This is a genomic window from Proteus columbae, assembly GCF_009914335.1.
In the GTDB taxonomy this organism is placed as follows: domain Bacteria; phylum Pseudomonadota; class Gammaproteobacteria; order Enterobacterales; family Enterobacteriaceae; genus Proteus.
Map to the genome: position 1 here is coordinate 2,337,721 of NZ_CP043925.1, position 17,517 is coordinate 2,355,237.

Annotated in this window: 16 protein-coding genes and 1 riboswitch; of the genes, 10 read left to right on the forward strand and 6 right to left on the reverse strand. The window is 36.6% G+C overall.

Annotation, left to right across the window (positions count from 1 at the left end):
* Window positions 1–34 precede the first annotated feature (34 nt).
* The 4 genes from baeR (at window position 35) to fbaB (ending at window position 4,532) form a co-directional block, all read left to right on the forward strand.
* A complete protein-coding gene (gene baeR / locus F1325_RS11150) occupies window positions 35–742 on the forward strand; it encodes a two-component system response regulator BaeR (RefSeq protein ID WP_109374220.1) in 708 nt (235 codons plus the stop codon).
* 119 nt (window positions 743–861) lie between these two features.
* Window positions 862–2,241, forward strand: a complete 1,380-nt coding sequence (yegQ, locus tag F1325_RS11155; RefSeq protein ID WP_109374219.1) for a tRNA 5-hydroxyuridine modification protein YegQ — start codon at window positions 862–864, stop codon at window positions 2,239–2,241.
* Between the two features lie 298 nt (window positions 2,242–2,539).
* Window positions 2,540–3,433: a lipid kinase YegS gene (yegS, locus tag F1325_RS11160; protein WP_109374218.1), complete on the forward strand. Its 894-nt coding sequence runs from the start codon at window positions 2,540–2,542 to the stop codon at window positions 3,431–3,433.
* A gap of 49 nt (window positions 3,434–3,482) precedes the next feature.
* On the forward strand, window positions 3,483–4,532 hold the full coding sequence (gene fbaB / locus F1325_RS11165; protein WP_160230445.1) for a class I fructose-bisphosphate aldolase: 1,050 nt from the start codon (window positions 3,483–3,485) through the stop codon (window positions 4,530–4,532).
* Between the two features lie 51 nt (window positions 4,533–4,583).
* Here the strand turns inward: fbaB and thiD are convergent, their stop codons facing one another.
* Window positions 4,584–5,381, reverse strand: coding sequence for a bifunctional hydroxymethylpyrimidine kinase/phosphomethylpyrimidine kinase (gene thiD, locus F1325_RS11170; protein ID WP_109374217.1), 798 nt, complete (start codon window positions 5,379–5,381; stop codon window positions 4,584–4,586).
* A gap of 51 nt (window positions 5,382–5,432) precedes the next feature.
* Window positions 5,433–5,521, reverse strand: a riboswitch (TPP riboswitch).
* A 316-nt stretch (window positions 5,522–5,837) separates the two neighbouring features.
* On the opposite strand from thiD, the gene F1325_RS11175 reads away from it, so the two are divergent.
* Both F1325_RS11175 and pagP read left to right on the forward strand, forming a co-directional pair.
* Window positions 5,838–6,482 (forward strand): hypothetical protein, encoded by a 645-nt coding sequence (locus F1325_RS11175; protein ID WP_109374216.1) that lies wholly within the window; start codon window positions 5,838–5,840, stop codon window positions 6,480–6,482.
* 613 nt (window positions 6,483–7,095) lie between these two features.
* Window positions 7,096–7,731 (forward strand): lipid IV(A) palmitoyltransferase PagP, encoded by a 636-nt coding sequence (gene pagP / locus F1325_RS11180; RefSeq protein WP_160230446.1) that lies wholly within the window; start codon window positions 7,096–7,098, stop codon window positions 7,729–7,731.
* A 104-nt stretch (window positions 7,732–7,835) separates the two neighbouring features.
* Here the strand turns inward: pagP and F1325_RS11185 are convergent, their stop codons facing one another.
* Window positions 7,836–9,218 (reverse strand): amino acid permease, encoded by a 1,383-nt coding sequence (locus F1325_RS11185; protein WP_109374214.1) that lies wholly within the window; start codon window positions 9,216–9,218, stop codon window positions 7,836–7,838.
* A gap of 149 nt (window positions 9,219–9,367) precedes the next feature.
* A complete protein-coding gene (gene mgrB / locus F1325_RS19395) occupies window positions 9,368–9,544 on the reverse strand; it encodes a PhoP/PhoQ regulator MgrB (protein ID WP_229096604.1) in 177 nt (58 codons plus the stop codon).
* A gap of 338 nt (window positions 9,545–9,882) precedes the next feature.
* On the opposite strand from mgrB, the gene F1325_RS11195 reads away from it, so the two are divergent.
* The 3 genes from F1325_RS11195 to brnQ all read left to right on the forward strand — a co-directional run bounded on the left by F1325_RS11195 (window position 9,883) and on the right by brnQ (window position 12,852).
* Window positions 9,883–10,269 carry a helix-turn-helix domain-containing protein gene (locus tag F1325_RS11195; RefSeq protein ID WP_006533085.1) on the forward strand — a complete coding sequence of 129 codons (387 nt, stop codon included), beginning with the start codon at window positions 9,883–9,885 and terminating at the stop codon, window positions 10,267–10,269.
* Window positions 10,270–10,396: 127 nt separating this feature from the next.
* Window positions 10,397–11,203: a sugar-phosphatase gene (gene yidA, locus F1325_RS11200; RefSeq protein WP_160230447.1), complete on the forward strand. Its 807-nt coding sequence runs from the start codon at window positions 10,397–10,399 to the stop codon at window positions 11,201–11,203.
* Window positions 11,204–11,505: 302 nt separating this feature from the next.
* A complete protein-coding gene (gene brnQ / locus F1325_RS11205) occupies window positions 11,506–12,852 on the forward strand; it encodes a branched-chain amino acid transport system II carrier protein (protein ID WP_109374212.1) in 1,347 nt (448 codons plus the stop codon).
* A gap of 140 nt (window positions 12,853–12,992) precedes the next feature.
* On the opposite strand, the gene F1325_RS11210 is transcribed toward brnQ, so the two are convergent.
* Window positions 12,993–13,832 carry an N-acetylmuramoyl-L-alanine amidase gene (locus tag F1325_RS11210; RefSeq protein ID WP_109374211.1) on the reverse strand — a complete coding sequence of 280 codons (840 nt, stop codon included), beginning with the start codon at window positions 13,830–13,832 and terminating at the stop codon, window positions 12,993–12,995.
* A gap of 99 nt (window positions 13,833–13,931) precedes the next feature.
* Complete coding sequence (locus F1325_RS11215) at window positions 13,932–15,404, reverse strand: alanine/glycine:cation symporter family protein (RefSeq protein WP_160230448.1); 1,473 nt, start codon at window positions 15,402–15,404, stop codon at window positions 13,932–13,934.
* A 1,333-nt stretch (window positions 15,405–16,737) separates the two neighbouring features.
* Between F1325_RS11215 and F1325_RS11220 the strand changes: the two genes are divergently transcribed.
* Window positions 16,738–16,971 carry a DNA polymerase III subunit theta gene (locus F1325_RS11220; RefSeq protein ID WP_100160381.1) on the forward strand — a complete coding sequence of 78 codons (234 nt, stop codon included), beginning with the start codon at window positions 16,738–16,740 and terminating at the stop codon, window positions 16,969–16,971.
* Between the two features lie 106 nt (window positions 16,972–17,077).
* Here F1325_RS11220 and yebF read toward each other — a convergent pair whose 3' ends face one another.
* The gene (yebF, locus tag F1325_RS11225) at window positions 17,078–17,467 is read right to left on the reverse strand and encodes a protein YebF (protein WP_109374209.1); all 390 of its coding nucleotides are present in this window, start codon (window positions 17,465–17,467) and stop codon (window positions 17,078–17,080) included.
* Window positions 17,468–17,517: the final 50 nt, after the last annotated feature.

Genomic DNA, 17,517 nt, shown 5'->3' on the forward strand with positions numbered 1-17,517 from the left:
TATCATTTTGCGCTAATAATTATTGAGCTGATAAATGACAACGACTGAATCACCCTATTCAATCCTAATTGTTGAAGATGAACCCAAACTTGCACAATTGCTCATTGATTATCTGCAAGCATCAGGTTATCAAACACATTGGTTAGCCGATGGCGCGGAAGTCAGCCATTGTGTAAAACAGCAGCACTATGATTTAGTTTTGTTAGACCTTATGTTACCTGTAAAAGATGGCATCACAATTTGTAAAGAGTTGCGCCAATTCTCCGACATTCCCATTATTATGGTCACTGCCAAAACAGAAGAAGTCGATAGATTATTAGGTCTTGAAATTGGTGCTGATGATTATATTTGCAAACCATATAGCCCAAGAGAAGTGGTCGCCAGAGTCAAAACCTTATTGCGTCGTTATTATCGTCCTCAAGATATTGTTCAGAGCGATAAGTTAGTTGTGATTGATGAACAGGCTTATCAAATTCAATACAATAATAAAATTCTCGATTTAACCACCGCTGAATTTCGCCTATTAAAGGCCTTAGCCACACAACCAGGCAAGATATTAACGCGAGATCAGCTTATGGATCATCTTTATGATGATTACCGCATTGTGACGGATAGAACCATTGATAGTCATATTAAAAACTTGCGACGTAAACTTGAGCAACTTAACGATCAAATTGAATTTATTCGCTCAATTTATGGTCAAGGTTATCGTTGGGAAACCCAAGCTTACCGTTTTCGATGATATTTTTTCAGGAATACATTGAACCTCGCTACACTTAAGCGCTAGAATCCCCCCCTTTATGATATACCCCTACCCAATGTGTGGGGGACTGACTTGAAATCAGAACCAGGAAATTAACCATGTTTACACCCGAATTGCTCTCTCCTGCTGGCTCATTAAAAAATATGCGCTATGCATTTGCTTATGGCGCAGACGCCGTTTATGCAGGTCAGCCACGTTATAGCTTACGTGTGCGTAATAATGAGTTTAACCACGAAAACCTTGCTAAAGGTATTCAAGAAGCCCACGAATTAGGTAAGCGCTTCTATGTTGTGGTTAATATCGCACCTCATAATGCTAAATTAAAAACCTTTATCCGTGACTTAAAACCCGTCATTGATATGGGTCCTGATGCGCTGATTATGTCTGATCCGGGTTTGATCATGATGGTACGAGAAGCCTTCCCTGAAATGGATATCCACCTTTCAGTGCAAGCCAATGCCGTTAACTGGGCAACCGTAAAATTTTGGCGTCAAATGGGATTAACTCGCGTGATCCTTTCTCGTGAACTCTCTATTGATGAAATTGCTGAAATTCGTAAGCAAGTTCCTGATATGGAATTAGAAGTTTTCGTTCACGGTGCATTATGTATGGCTTACTCAGGCCGTTGCCTGTTATCTGGTTACATCAATAAGCGTGACCCGAACCAAGGTACATGTACTAATGCTTGCCGTTGGGAATATAAAGTCGAAGAAGGCAAAGAAGACGAGGTTGGTAATATCGTTGAAAAATACACGCCAATCCCAGTTAAAAACGTTGAGCCTACTTTAGGTGTTGGCGCGCCAACAGACAAAGTTTACTTAATCGAAGAAGCAAAACGCCCTGGTGAATATATGACTGCGTTTGAAGATGAACACGGTACTTATATCATGAACTCTAAAGACTTACGCGCGATTGAACACGTTGAGCAATTAACTCAAATGGGCGTACATTCGCTGAAAATTGAAGGTCGTACTAAATCCTTCTATTACTGTGCCCGTACTGCACAAATGTATCGTCGTGCAATTGATGATGCTGTTGCAGGTAAACCTTTTGATCCAACGTTGCTAACGACATTAGAAGGCTTAGCACACCGCGGTTATACAGAAGGTTTCTTACGTCGTCATACCCATGATGCGTACCAAACTTATGAATATGGTTATTCTGTCTCTGACACTCAACAATTTGTCGGTGAATTTACAGGTAAACGCGTAAACGGTTTAGCTGAAGTTGATGTTAAAAATAAATTTGTTTTAGGGGATAGCCTAGAATTAATGACACCAACTGGAAATATTCAATTTACGCTAGAAGCGCTGTTTAACAAAAAACAGCAACCAACGGATGTTGCACCAGGTAATGGTCACATGGTTTATTTATCTGTTCCTGAAGATGTTGATTTAGATTTTGCACTGCTGATCCGCAACCTACAAGGTACAACAACACGTCAACCACATAAAATTGATGCGGTAGAAGTGAAGTAAAGCGTCATAATCTGATTTAAAGTGGTCAATTTCAAATACAGATCACATCAATAATGATTTGTTTACCGTATCATCAGTTCCGAAAAATAAAGAACTAGAATGAATACAGTAAGACTAGGAACCACCTCCTTGGCAAATCCAATCTCCCTTGGATTTGCCTTTTCTTTTTGTCCCCTTCTTATCAATCCCCCTTTTGTATAAAACACACTCCTTTTTTCGTTATCATTTGTAAAAAACATAGTAATTTTCTCGATATCAATTACCTTTAAAAGAGTGATTCAATTAAAGGAACTCATCAATGAGTAAAATTAGTTTGCTAATCATTAATGGAAAAAGCGCGAATAATAGCGCATTAAGAAAAGCCGTTTACCAATTACGTGATGAAGGTTTTGATCTCCAAGTGAGAGTGACTTGGGAATCGAGTGATGTGCGACGTTTTGTACAAGAAGCTATTGATATAAATGCTGAAAACGTTATTGCAGCTGGTGGTGACGGTACAATTAATCGTGTTGCATCTGAATTAATTCATCTTTCAGCTTCATCTCCTCCCACTCTAGGTATTATTCCATTAGGCACAGCAAATGATTTTGCGACCAGCGCACAAATCCCTCGTGATATGGAAAATGCACTTAATTTAGCCGTTAAAGGTCGCGCTGTACCAATTGATGTTATCGCTGTGAATAAGACTCACTATTTTATCAATATGGCATCTGGCGGCTTTGGAACAAAAATCACAACAGAAACCCCTGAAGCCTTAAAATCAGCATTAGGTGGGGCCGCCTATTTTATTAATGGCCTTTTAAGTATTGACTCTTTAAAAGCGGATCATTGCACAATTGAAGCTGAAAATTTTCACTGGGAAGGTGAATCACTGATTTTAGGTATTGGTAATGGGCGTCAAGCAGGAGGAGGACAACAACTCTGCCCCGAAGCATTAATTAACGACAATAAACTCAATATCACCATTGTTGAAGCACACGAATTACTCCCTTCTCTTTTAAATAGTCTGTTTGATCGTAAAAAAAACGACAAGATTATCGAGCGCGACAGTCGCTGGGTAAACATTAGTGCTTCTCATGAAATGGTATTTAATTTAGATGGAGAACCACTTTTAGGGAATAAATTTGAATTTATTGTGTTACCTGAAGCGATCCACTGCCGGTTACCGCCTCAATGTGACTTGTTATCTTAGTGTAGATAAATGACAATCACTCTCATCTCATCATGAACTGGAGTATGTAATGACTGATATAGTAAGTTTGTTAGGTGCTGATGCAAAATCATTATTAGAACATCGTTGCCAAACCATCCCAAGCGAAAATCTCTACCTGCCAGGTTCTGACTTTGTTGATCGTGTTATGATTGATAACAATCGCCCTAATAGCGTGTTACGTTCAATGCAAACCCTGTTTAATCACGGACGTTTAGCGGGAACGGGCTATCTGTCTATTCTACCTGTTGACCAAGGTGTTGAGCACTCTGCCGCGGCCTCTTTTGCCGCAAACTCACTCTATTTTGATCCCAAAAATATTGTTGAGTTGGCTATTGAAGCGGGTTGTAACTGTGTTGCCTCTACTTATGGTGTTCTTGCTTCTGTTTCTCGTCGTTATGCACACAAAATTCCTTTCCTTGTGAAGTTAAACCACAATGAAACCTTAAGCTACCCAGCGCAATATGACCAAACACTGTATGCCAGTGTAGAACAAGCATTTGAAATGGGTGCTGTTGCAGTGGGTGCGACCATTTACTTTGGTTCACAAGAAAGCCGTCGCCAAATTGAAGAGATTTCAATGGCCTTTGAACGTGCTCATGAATTAGGTATGGTCACCGTATTGTGGGCCTATTTACGTAACCCTGCATTTAAAAAAGACGGTGTTGATTACCATGCAAGTGCAGACTTAACAGGCCAAGCGAACCATTTAGCCGCTACAATTGGTGCTGATATCGTTAAACAAAAAATGGCTGAAAATAACGGTGGCTTTAAAGCGATTGGTTTTGGTCATACTGATGAGCGTGTTTACACCAAACTCACCACTGAAAACCCAATTGATTTAGTTCGTTATCAATTAGCAAACTGCTATATGGGTCGTGCAGGGTTAATTAACTCTGGTGGCGCTTCAGGTAATAATGACCTTGAAGATGCTGTACGCACTGCGGTTATCAATAAACGTGCGGGTGGTATGGGTTTAATTTTAGGTCGTAAAGCCTTCAAAAAATCAATGAAAGATGGCGTTGCGCTAATTAATGCAGTACAAGATGTTTATCTAAATAAATCTGTCACTATTGCTTAAAAAAACAATTCTGCGACACGCTAAAGCCCCTTTTGTAGGGGCTTTTTTACATCACCACCAGCGATGAAAATGGTGTACAGGACCAAAACCTTGTCCAACCTCTAAACTGTCGGCATGTTCTAATGCTTGTTGTAAATAGGCTTTTGCTTGTTCAACACAAATTTGCCAGTTAGAAACTTGAGGACGAATAGCGGCCAAAGCGGCTGAAAGTGTGCATCCTGTCCCATGCGTATTTTTTGTATTAACGCGTTTTGAGGTAAATCGCCACTCACCTTCTTGAGTAAACAACCAATCAGGGCTTTCATTTTCGGTTAAATGCCCGCCTTTCATCAACACGGCTTTGCATCCTTGTTTTAGCAATGCATAGCCTTGTTGCTTCATCATTATTTCATCTTGAGCAACTTCACAACCTAGCAGCGCTGCCGCTTCAGGTAAATTAGGCGTGATCAAATCAACCAGAGGCAAAAGCTGAGTAACCATTTTATTAACCGCATCAGGCTGTAATAGAGGATCACCACTTTTTGCAATCATCACGGTATCAAGTACAACAAAAGGGATCGCATATTGCTGAAGCTTGTCGCAAACCACATCAATAATTGAGGCATTAGAGAGCATGCCAATTTTGGCACTATCAATTCGAACATCAGACAAGACAGCATCTAATTGAGCTGCAACAAAATCAGGGGATAAATCATAGACACTACGGACACCACAGGTATTTTGGGCAACCAGTGCCGTCATTACGGTTGTGCCATATACACCCAGTGCGGAAAATGTTTTCAGATCGGCCTGAATACCTGCACCACCACTAGGATCGGTGCCTGCGATAGACAATGCATTGAATCTCACTGATTAACTCCTCCTTTCACCAGTTACAGAAAAGTCGGGCTCTGTTAATCAGCAGAGTTACCTTGACTTCCCTACGCTGGCATTATCCAGATCAGGTTATACGGGTTCATCTCAGCCATAAGGCGCCCCGAGCCAAAGCCTGTAAATTCAGGCGATAAGGAGTATCGCATGCTCAAGATAAAGAAGCTAGTTTGATAGCTCATCTCGAGCTATAGATTCTCTATTGTTGAGATTTGTGATTCAGTAAGATAAATCAGCTAAGGTTGTATATAATAAATACTAAGCCGATGGCTTCTATTGCATGACACATCAATTTAAGGAATATATTTCAGATATATTTAAATAATAAGAATAAAATAAATTATTTTGTTCATTTTAACGACAATCGATATATTATCTGCTAGATGAGGTATTTATAATGCATTTCTGGACAATCACACAATGCGGAGGGGCTAAATGAAAAATGAACCATCGCAACAGAATAATGGACAATCAATGCTTTATCTTATTCCTGATGCAGATTTTAATGTAAAGTTGAAAATTCACTCTAGAAATATTGATCATACAAAAGAATTCCTTGAAAAAGGTGTGGAAGACTTTGTATTACCAGAATATAGCATCCCTAATGGGTATCGTTTTGTTAAATCTTTAAAACGCAATCAATATCGTTTAATTTCAACTACCAATGCACCTGAAACAGTTTATCTTGTAGAACTTATTTTTCGCAAAGACATTATATTTAGTAAAACAACATGTACCCAAGTTAAAGTATGGCGAACTGTTTCTGAAGAACATGATATTGCGACAAGATATCTCCCTAGACACTTCTTTAGTTATTTACTTAAAACATACAACATTGTTGTTTCTGATGAAGAGCAAACCGGTGCAGGTAAGCGTTTTTGGGAAACAATGATTGATTGGGCTTTTACTGCTCACCTTAATGTTTATATTTCAGATGGAACAGAAGAAAACCGCCCTCTAACAGTAGTGAAAGATACTGATGATCTTTATGAAAACTGGGACGCTTTCTGCTGGGGTAAGGATCGTGATACTCATACTCACCGGCTCCTTGTTATTAGCCAAGAAAAATTATCTCAATAAATGCTTTCTTCACGTTGAGAGTGTGTAAGCAACAATTCTTTAATTTGCACTCTCTCAACATAGGATTATCTGTATAAAAAACAAACTGCACTCCTGTTGTTAACGCTTAAAACTAAACGTTTTATAAACCAACCTCTGTTTTTTTCTTTTTTTTATTTAACTCTTCTTATTCGTTACTCTATTATCCGCTGGAAATTAATCTCTTTTTATAACCTAATGTTATTGATATTAAATTTATCTCAATATTTTCATTAAGTCATAAAAATAGCTATTTTATGGAATTTTGCTGTTGAAAATGATCAACCTAAAATTATTTCTCTTTAACCTTATTTATCAGCTATTTATTAGCAATCTAATAAAAACTTAATTTTTCATTAAAAACAATACATTATTATAAAAATAAACAGCATTTAATATCAGAAAAAATTACATCCATAAATATAATAAATCTATTTATTTTCTTTATAACCGATTCTTATCCCTTAAGATTTTATTTAAGAAGTAAAGTTTCAGATACCTCTTATCTTAAATACTTGTCGATTAAATAACACTATTAGTAATGTTTATTTGTCATCACCAGAATCACTGTTTATGCCGTACTCGGAGTTATATTATGTCATCATCCTATTTTCACCCTAGCGTATTAGCCACAACGCTGTTGTCTCTTGCATTAACAACGTCTGCTTTCGCTTCTGAAAATAATTCCAATACCCATCAGATTATTACGACAGAAAACCAACAAATCACCAGTAATCCATCTCAATCTAATAATGAAGAAAGCTACTGGGGAAAATTCAAACGTAATGTCAATCAAACTTGGGACAATGACCAATATAACTACTATTTGCCTGTATGGACTTGGCATAATCGTTTTACTTACGATAAAGAAAAAACGGATCGCTATAACGAAACACCTTGGGGCTTTGGTATGGGTAAATATCGTTATGACAACGATGGTGATTGGCACTCTCTTTATGCGATGGCATTTATGGACTCTAATAACCGTGTACAGCCTATTATGGGCTATGGTTTTGAGAAAATGTGGTATCCTGGTGATAAAGATGGGTTTCGTATGGGCGCAGGTTTTACACTAAGTATTACAGCGCGCCATGAATACAACTATATTCCTATGCCACTCCCGTTACCGTTAGTGTCTGTCGGTTACGGACATCTTTCATTACAAGCCACTTATGTGCCTGGTACTTATAACAATGGTAACGTGTTATTTGCTTGGTTACGTTGGCAGTAATTTTTTATTTTTTCCGTTCAAAATAATTGCAAATAATAAAAATAGAACATAAAAAAACGCATCTTAATGATGCGTTTTTTATTATCCAAATAAGTCAGTAACATTTAAATATCTTGGCTTACTTGAGTACTATTAGGTGTTTTCTTCATACGGGAAATCTTAAATCCAACCCATAAGAACGCAATCCAGAATGGCATTAAAATTACCGAAATATTCACTTGTGGCATAAATAAGATAATCACTAAAATCATGCATAAGAAAGCCAGGCAGATATAGTTACCATATGGATACCAAAGTGCTTTAAAGAAAGGCTCTACACCCTCTTTTGTTTTTGCCGCTCTGAATTTTAAATTCGCTAAACAGATCATTATCCAGTTAAGTACTAGCGTGGTTACAACCAACGCCATTAATAGTTCTAGTGCCTGATCAGGTAATAAGTAGTTAACTAAAATACCTAATGAAGTCGCAATTGCTGACAATAGTAACGACACTACCGGTACACCACGTTTATTAATGCGAGAAAGCGCATGTGGCGCATTACCTTGTTTTGCCAAGCCATAAAGCATACGACTATTAGAATAAACACCACTGTTATAAACAGACAGTGCAGCAGTTAATACCACGGCATTTAAAATATTCGCGATTAAGAAATTATCCAAGTTATGGAAAATCAGTACGAACGGGCTTTCACCTTTCACAACTTGAGTCCAAGGATAAAGTGAAAGTAACACTAACAACGAACCGATATAGAAAATTAAAATACGATAAACAACTTGGTTAGTCGCTTTTGGGATGCTCACTTTTGGGTTTTCCGCCTCAGCCGCGGTGATCCCCACCAGCTCAAGTCCACCAAAAGAGAACATAACAATGGCTAATGCAGACATAAAGCCCGTAAAGCCATGAGGGAAAAAGCCTAGCTCCCATAAATTGCTAACCGAAGCTTGAGGGCCACCATTACCACTTGCCAGTAAGTAGCTCCCAAATAAAATCATACCAACAATCGCCAACACTTTAATAATGGCAAACCAGAACTCTGTTTCACCATACATCTTAACGTTGATCAAATTGATTAAGTTGATTGCTACAAAGAAGATAGCAACGGAAACCCAAACAGGAATATCAGGTAACCAATAGTTAATGTATTTACCTGCTGCTGTTAATTCTGCCATACCGACAAGAATAAACATCACCCAATAGTTCCAGCCAGATAAGAAGCCAGCAAACGGGCTCCAATATTTATTAGCAAAGTGACTAAACGAACCCGCAACAGGCTCTTCGGCAACCATTTCGCCTAATTGGCGCATGATCATAAACGCAATAAAACCACCAATAGCATATCCTAATATTACTGATGGGCCTGTCATATTAATAGTTTGCGCTATACCAAGAAACAGACCAGCGCCGACAGCACCACCCAGCGCAATTAGCTGGATATGTCGATTTTTCAGACCGCGCTTAAGTTCTGTCTGTTGCGACTCTCTCGCCATACATCCTCTTCTCTTTATTATTTTATCAACTTAACGTGTAAACTAATATTTACGATTTTGTTTATTTCAAGCCACCATTAAAACACTATTCTGACTTGAATAACAAATACATTTTATGCTAGGCGAAAAATAATAAGAAAAGCTATCTTTTAGTGATGTTTAGAGGGGAATAATGTGGTAAAGCGACAGAGACCTTGTTGGAAATCCTCTCCTCGATCGCAAAAATTATCTAAAGCCACAAGATAGAGGCCAAAGGTAATGACTAATGCAATAATTAAGCTAATAATTATTTTCTTTGCGTTCAATTTAAAATCCTTTAAATACATTTTGTTAGTATGACTTATCACATTATAAGCATTCGCTTAAATACGATAACAAGACAGGGGGTTGTTGTTATAAAATTCGCAATCAATTATCTCTATGAGTAAATTTAGCATAACTTTCATTATGAAAGGTAAACGCTTCCTCGACAGACTTCAGATAATTTGCATTATTTCGCTCTAAACTGTATGTAAAATGACCTTATATTATTTAAGTACACATTTTGCCAACGATTAGAGATAGCTATCCATTAATATGGATTTCTCTGTCTGCTATTTTTTGTATAAGATTAGGGAGTTAATTTTGATTTTTACCTTAACTTCATTGATAGAATGGAACTGTAATGCCACAAGATAATCATCTCGCATTGGTTTGCGCCCTAAGTAAATGGATTGAGGAACATTTAGGCCGTGTTATCCATCTTGAAGAGTTGGCGGCTTATTCTGGGTATTCTCTTTGGCACATGCAGAAAATCTTTAAAGAAGTCACGGGCACCTCTTTAGGAAAGTATATCCGTCAGCGTAGATTAGCTGGTGCTATTCACTTATTACGTACCAGTGAGCGCTCTATCTTCGATATCGCCCTTGATTTTGGCTTTGGTTCACAATCTCACTTTACTTATATGTTCCGTAAAGAGTATGGCATCACGCCTTTCGACTTCCGGCAAAATCAAGAGATCGTTTTAGAAACCAAACAGCCTTTACATTTACAGTCACCTTGTTGTGATTAACCCTTCCATTTATGTGGCATTATACAGATAGCCTTTAATGTCACATAAATAATACTCAAGCTATGTGATGATAGACCGCTTCGCCCTTCCTTTATCATAATTGCTTTTATTTAATATGGGGATGCTAATGAGTATTAAGCTTATCGCGATTGATTTAGATGGAACCTTGCTTAACAAACAACACGAAATTACGCCAGAAGTAAAACAAGCAGTTCAGCGAGCAAAAGAGGCGGGAGTTAAGATTGTATTAGCTTCAGGACGCTCCTTCAATGGCATCTCTCCCTATTTAAAAATACTCGGTCTTGATACCTCTGATTGTTACTGCATCAGCAATAATGGTAGCCAAATCCATCAAGCAGATAATGGTGAAGTGATTATTCAAGATCTGCTCAATTTTGAAGATTATCTCTATTTTGAAAACCTTGCTCGTGAGATTGGCGTCCATTTTCACGTTATCAGCGATAATAAGATTTATACTACCAACAGTCATATTAGCCATTTCACCTGCCAAGAAGCCTTTTTATCTTGGACTCCGCTTTATTATCGTCCACTGAATGAAATGCAAACTGATATGTATTTTAGTAAGTTTATGATTGTTGATGCACCTGCCGTTTTGGATAATGCTATTCAATATCTTCCTACTAATATTTATGAACAATACAGCATATTACGTAGTGCCCCTTATTTTATTGAAGTATTAAATACCAATGTCAATAAAGGGAGTGCGGTTAAAAAAGTTGCTGAACATTTGAAAATTACACCAGAAAAAATCATGTGTATTGGTGATCAAGGTAATGATTTGGCAATGCTAAAATATGCAGGTTTAGGTGTTGCGATGGGAAATGCGCCTGAAGAAGTGAAGAAAGTCGCTAAATTCGTCACACTTTCTAATGAAGAGCACGGTGTTGCAGTCGCTATCGATAAATTTATTTAAACACGATCTTTTTTGTGTTTTATCGCGAATGTCTACAAAATTATATAGCAATTGTGATCCTTAGCAGAGGATCACACTGCTTTTCGACCAAAAATATAGCCTTTTATTATTCTATAATTACTGTTAAATGAGCGTTAAATCTGCCTTTCTTCTTACATATCCTTCAGAATTTGTTACTATCAATTCACTTTTCGTTATTCAAACTGCATTTTCACAACATATTAAGCTGTTAATTAGGCTAGATATAGAATAACAAATATAAATCATTAATATATTTTCTTCACAGACAGGTAGTTTTAGTTATGCTTTCTACAAAAGACATGCTCGTTCTTGGGATGATGGTTTTCGCACTCTTCCTTGGCGCTGGCAATATTATTTTCCCTCCTATGGCGGGTTTCCAATCAGGAAGCCTCTGGTTTAGTACATCTTTAGGTTTCCTTGTTACAGGTGTCTTACTCCCTTTTCTTACCTTGGTTATCGTCGCAATTCGTGGACGTGGAGAGCGCCTTTCTGTTGATTTGCCTTCATGGGTGGCTGTGATTTTCTGGGTAGCACTGTATCTTATCGTAGGTTCTACTTTTGCGATGCCTCGTGTCACCAATACTGCTTATGAAATGGGTTTCTTACCTTTAGGGCTTATTGAGAAAAATACGGCAACACACCTTACTTTCGCACTTGTTTTCAATATCACAAGTATGTTTTTCATGCTCAAACAAGGCACAATGATAAGCGCCATTGGTAAGTTTATGACACCAGCACTGTTAATTCTGCTAGTGGTTGTGGGCATTGCTGTTGTGGCTAAACCGATTTCCCCAATTGGTGAACCAACAGGCCTTTATGCGGTAAATGGCTTCTTCTCTGGCTTTATTGATGGTTACCAAACCATGGATGTCCTCTCTGCTATGGCATTTGGTGGTATCGTTGCTCGTGCTTTATATACCAAAGGCATTACTGAACCACACCAGATCGGTTTTATTACCATAAAAGCAGGCATGATTTCAGTCTTACTATTAGCAGCACTTTATCTGTGCCTTTTCTACTTAGGTGCAACAAGCCACTCTGTTTCTGTTTTTGCTGATCCAGCACTCAATGCTACTAACGGTGGCCAGATTTTCTCACGTTATGTTGATGCGTTATTTGGCTCTGTGGGTACTTGGTTGATGGGAGGTATTGTTTTATTAGCCAGTATGACAACACTTGTCGGTGTAACAAGTGCTGCGGCAGACTACTTTGCGACATTCCATCATCGTTTAGGCTATCGCTTTTGGGTTGTGGTATTTACATTAATGACCACAGTTGTATCAACGTTTGGTCTTGATACACTATTACGAGTGACTATTCCTGCATTATTAATGATTTATCCAACATCAGTCACATTGGTATTACTGCAATTTATTCGTAATAAATTAAAAGCGCCTCGCTTTACCTATCGCTTTACAATTGCAATCATTGTTTTGATGAGCCTTTTCGATACGTTGAAACAATTGAAATGGTTAAATGCTGATTTACTGCAATTATTTAGCTATATCCCACTGTCTGATTATGGCTTAGGTTGGGTATTACCAGGTGCGATTGCATTTGTAATCTCGCTGGTTGTTAGCTTAAATTTTAAAGAAGAAAGTCTTCCAATAGAAAATACAGCGAAATAACCAGCATATATCACCTAATTTGTAATGCTGATTATAAGTTGATAAAAAAGCGTCTTCCAAATTTTATATTGGAGACGCTTTTTGCTTTTCTATTACCTGCATTTTTACTATCTATTCAGTACAGCTCATCACAGGAAACTTTAAGTTCGGTATTTCTCAATCAATGCCTTTAAAATCGCCTCTGATTGAGCATCAGGAATACCATCTGCTTTGCTCGACCTAAAATGCATTTGAAAAGCCTTCACTACTTTTTGTGCATTATTATCTAACACACCATTCGTTGGTGTTTGATAACCATATTGCTGTAATAACTTTTGGAAGTTCGCAACATCAACAGGCTCTGAAGGATCTCTACCTGCTAAATAAGTTTTCACTAATTGCTTATCAGGCCAAGCACCTATACCTTGACTGGCTAATCTTTCCCAAGGAAATAAAGGACCCGGATCAACTTTTCTGAGAGGTGCAATATCACTGTGACCCAAAACGTTTTGAGGTTCGATATCATAACGTTCAATAATATCTTTCATTACCGCTGAAATCGTCACGATTTGATCCGCTGTATAAGAATACCAATACCTAAACTTGCCATTATCACGGTAACCCAGATTGACTATCTCGATCCCAATAGAGCAATTATTTAGGCTAGTTGCGTCTCCCCACTGACTAATACCCGCATGCCATGCAATTTGCCTTTCATCCACTAAAGAAGTAATCACTGGCTTTCCATCAATAGATGAAGGATGTGTAGGGATTAAATAGTGACTACTGACTCGCCCCCCAGTAAGAACCTTAAGCGAGCGTTCATCATCTAGCGCGGTATAGTGCATCACCAGATATTTTACACAGTCATTTGCTTCCTGCTTATTAGGAATAACTTTAACTATATATTCACCTCTATCAATAAATACTGGTTGTTTGGCACAACTGGTTAAGAGGCTTATTGCAATAAGTAATCCTATATAATACCGACTAGACCTCATTTCTGATCCTTGATTGATTATTCCCAAAGTTAAATTGTAATAAAAAAACCCATATTAAAGAATATGGGTTCTGAGTTTTGACGCTTTTTTATTAGTGCTTTAGTTATTGCTCACTTTTTCACATCGAACTAAAGGTTCATCAGGAACAATATTTTCATCCCAAATTCCTTCCTCAATGTCATCTTGTAACTCTGGATATTGGCGAATATCAAATGTAGGCAGTAAACCTGCTTGTCGTTGCTGGTTATAATCTTTAACTAATTTTAAGGCGACACCAGAAAGCAAGATGATTGCAATTAAATTAGTCATTGCCATTAATCCCATTGAGAGATCGGCCATTTTCCAAACAAGAGGCATATCCGCTAAAGCGCCAAACATCACCATAGCTAAAGCCGCTGAACGTAAAAGAAATAGCCCTGTTGTGTGATTACGTCCAAGGAAAATCATATTACTCTCAGCATAAGCATAATTGGCAATAATGGAGGTAAAAGCAAAGAAGAAAATTGCAATTGCAATAAAAGTACTTCCCCAACCACCCACACTAGATGACAAGGCCAATTGTGTTAATTGAATACCGTTAATACCTTCTGGATAACTGTCTAGTACACCTGATGATAAAATGATCACCGCAGTGGCACTACAAATAACCAAGGTATCCATGAAAACACCTAGCATTTGAATATAGCCTTGAGATGCAGGATGCGGTGGATAAGGTGTTGCTGAAGCAGCAGCATTCGGTGCAGAACCCATACCTGCTTCATTAGAAAAGAGACCGCGTTGAATACCTTGTGTCATCGCTTGGCTAATACCGTAAGCAATGGCACCAGCAGCCGCTTCTTGTAATCCAAAGGCACTTTTAAAAATTAAAATAAAAACTTCGGGTAAGCGTTCAATATGATCTGCAACAACCCAAAATGCTAATAATAAATAAGCTGTTGCCATGACAGGAACAACTAATTCAGCAACACGAGCAATCCAACGCAGGCCACCAAAAATAATAAATCCGCTGGTTAGTACTAAAAAGATCCCCACGTAAAGTGGATCAAAATTAAAGGCAGAAGCTGTAGCTTGAGCAATCGAATTCGCTTGAACAGCATTAAAAACTAAGCCAAAAGCGATAATTAAGAAAATGGCGAAGAGAACACCCATCCAGCGCATTTTCAGTCCTTTTGTCATATAATAAGCAGGACCACCACGGTAGTTACCATCATCATCTTTTGTTTTATAAAGTTGTGCGAGTGTACTTTCTATTAATGATGTCGCCATACCAATTAAAGCGACTACCCACATCCAAAAAATAGCGCCAGGGCCACCCGCAGTTAAAGCAATCGCGACTCCCGTCAAATTTCCAGTACCTACCCGCGCAGCTAGACTAGTGCATAATGCCTGAAAGGAAGAAATTCCTGATTTATCTGACTTATGGCTATTTTTTAAAATAGAGAACATATGACTAAAATGTCGGATTTGTATAAATCCAGTACGGATAGTAAAGTAAATACCTACTCCAAGAAGTAAGTAGATAAGAACATATCCCCATAAAATGTTATTCGCAAAGTTTATTAGCCCTGTCAAATCAATCCCCTTATGTAATAACGTATATAACCTATCCTTACATCGCTATTGAAATAAAAAAGTAAGCAGATATCGTGTAATTGAGACAATTACTGATACGAATCCGTCTTAAAGTAATATCAAAAATTACTGTGTGAAAAGCGAACTAAATGTAACACAATATTGCGTGATATGTATATTTTTTGTTTATTTTTTTACATATTATTATTTTAATTTAATTATATCGTTAACTAAAATGAACAATATTGAAAAATAAAAAAACCATACATATCATTAGGATAAATAATTATTTCTTTATTTTATTAACTCGGAAAAGTAAAGCAAATACTTTAGTCATTAAGTTAATCAGTCATTTTAGAAAAAAGAACAAACAGATTAAAAAAACATCAGTTAATAATCTTTTCTATTTATCTAAAATAAGATTTAAATGAACTATTAAAGTGTTTAATTAAGATTTTTTTAATGTAAGATTTAACATCTCAGTAATTAACATTTAAGAAATAAAGATTTTTATAACAATTAACAATAAATATTTTATATTGCCATGTCAATAAAATGCTTTAATATTAATAAGATATTAAAATAAGATAAAAAATAAACTTTACATCTTTATTTTATCATACTTTCCTAATGCATTAATTATAGCATGGTTAGTTATCTTTCATTTTTAATGAATACTGTTGATTGCTTTCTCTTCTCTTTTTTTATTCACTAGCTATTCATTAATAACCTTATTCTTTTTTGAACATTAATTAAAGTTTATTTTATATTAATAAAAAAATGTAGAATCACGTAAGTTTACCTATTAACCATTTGGTTAATTTTATTTATACTATGTTTTTCCCTGGTGTTGTATTAATTTTCGCCCTGTTTCCCCAACAGGGCATTTTTTTATCTCAATATTTCAGTGCCTTATCATAACTCATTGTCAAACAATACAAAATAAAAAAACATGAAATATCTCATTAATAAATTAACATTATTTACCTATTTTTAATGCAAAATCCATCACTCTTTTCATTGATCTAAATCAAATTAAACATTCATATTATTTACTCTTTTCAGAGATAAACTGCTTTTTCTCTATTTTAAAATCTATTTAATAAGGATTAAAAATACTCATTTTATCATTAGCCTTATTTGAATTACTCATAAAGTGGTATAACAATTAAAGAAGAATAGATTTTTATTGTTATATTTAATGACCTTGATTAAAAATCGACCCAAATAAAGCACATCATTTTTACTACACATTAATGACTAATATCTTTATTTACTTGCATTAATAAGCGCGCTCTTTTACCTTACTTATATTGTTATAGAGGGAAAGATAATGAGTTATAACCTTTCAGAATTAACACAAGAAGAAAAAGATAAGCTAAATATAAGTTTAGCCGCTTCAGGCGTTGCTTTTAAAGAGCGCTATAACATGCCTGTTGTAGCAGATGCTGTTTTAAGAGAACAACCTCAAGCTTTTCAAGCCTTCTTTCAAGAAAGGCTGGTATTTTATCGTGCAAGAAGCCAGCACTATTCTCGTTTACCTTATGACCCACCAGTAAAAAAATAGTCAAACACTCTCCGTTATTTTGATAATGGTAAAAAAAAAAGAGATAAACCTTGGTTTATCTCTTTTTCTTTCAATCGATTAACTACAACTCACTATCACCTATCTATTACTTAGGGGAAACATAAGTAATAGTATTGTCATCACAATTGACTTGAACATTGTAACGAAGGTCTGTTCTCGCCCCTCTTACATTCAATACCATCTGATAGTTATTATCCATCTTGATAACTTCATTAGCATTAATACTTGCAACAGGTTTTGATCCTAATGCATTTTTATCATCTTGCCAGCGAGGTAAACGATTTTGTAAATAATCATTTTTTACTCTTGTAACAAGTTGATTGTTATCTAAATTAACACAACTCGAAAATGGTGCAGAGCGCACAATATCTTTATTCACATTTTCGATACTTTCTGCAGATGCTCCAAAAGAAACGGCAAGTAAAAGACCTGCTCCAAGTATCCCTGTTTGACTCACAAGCTTGCTTAATGTCATATAACCTCCCGAAAATATCCCTTAAAACAGGATGTGTTTTCATTAAGCAT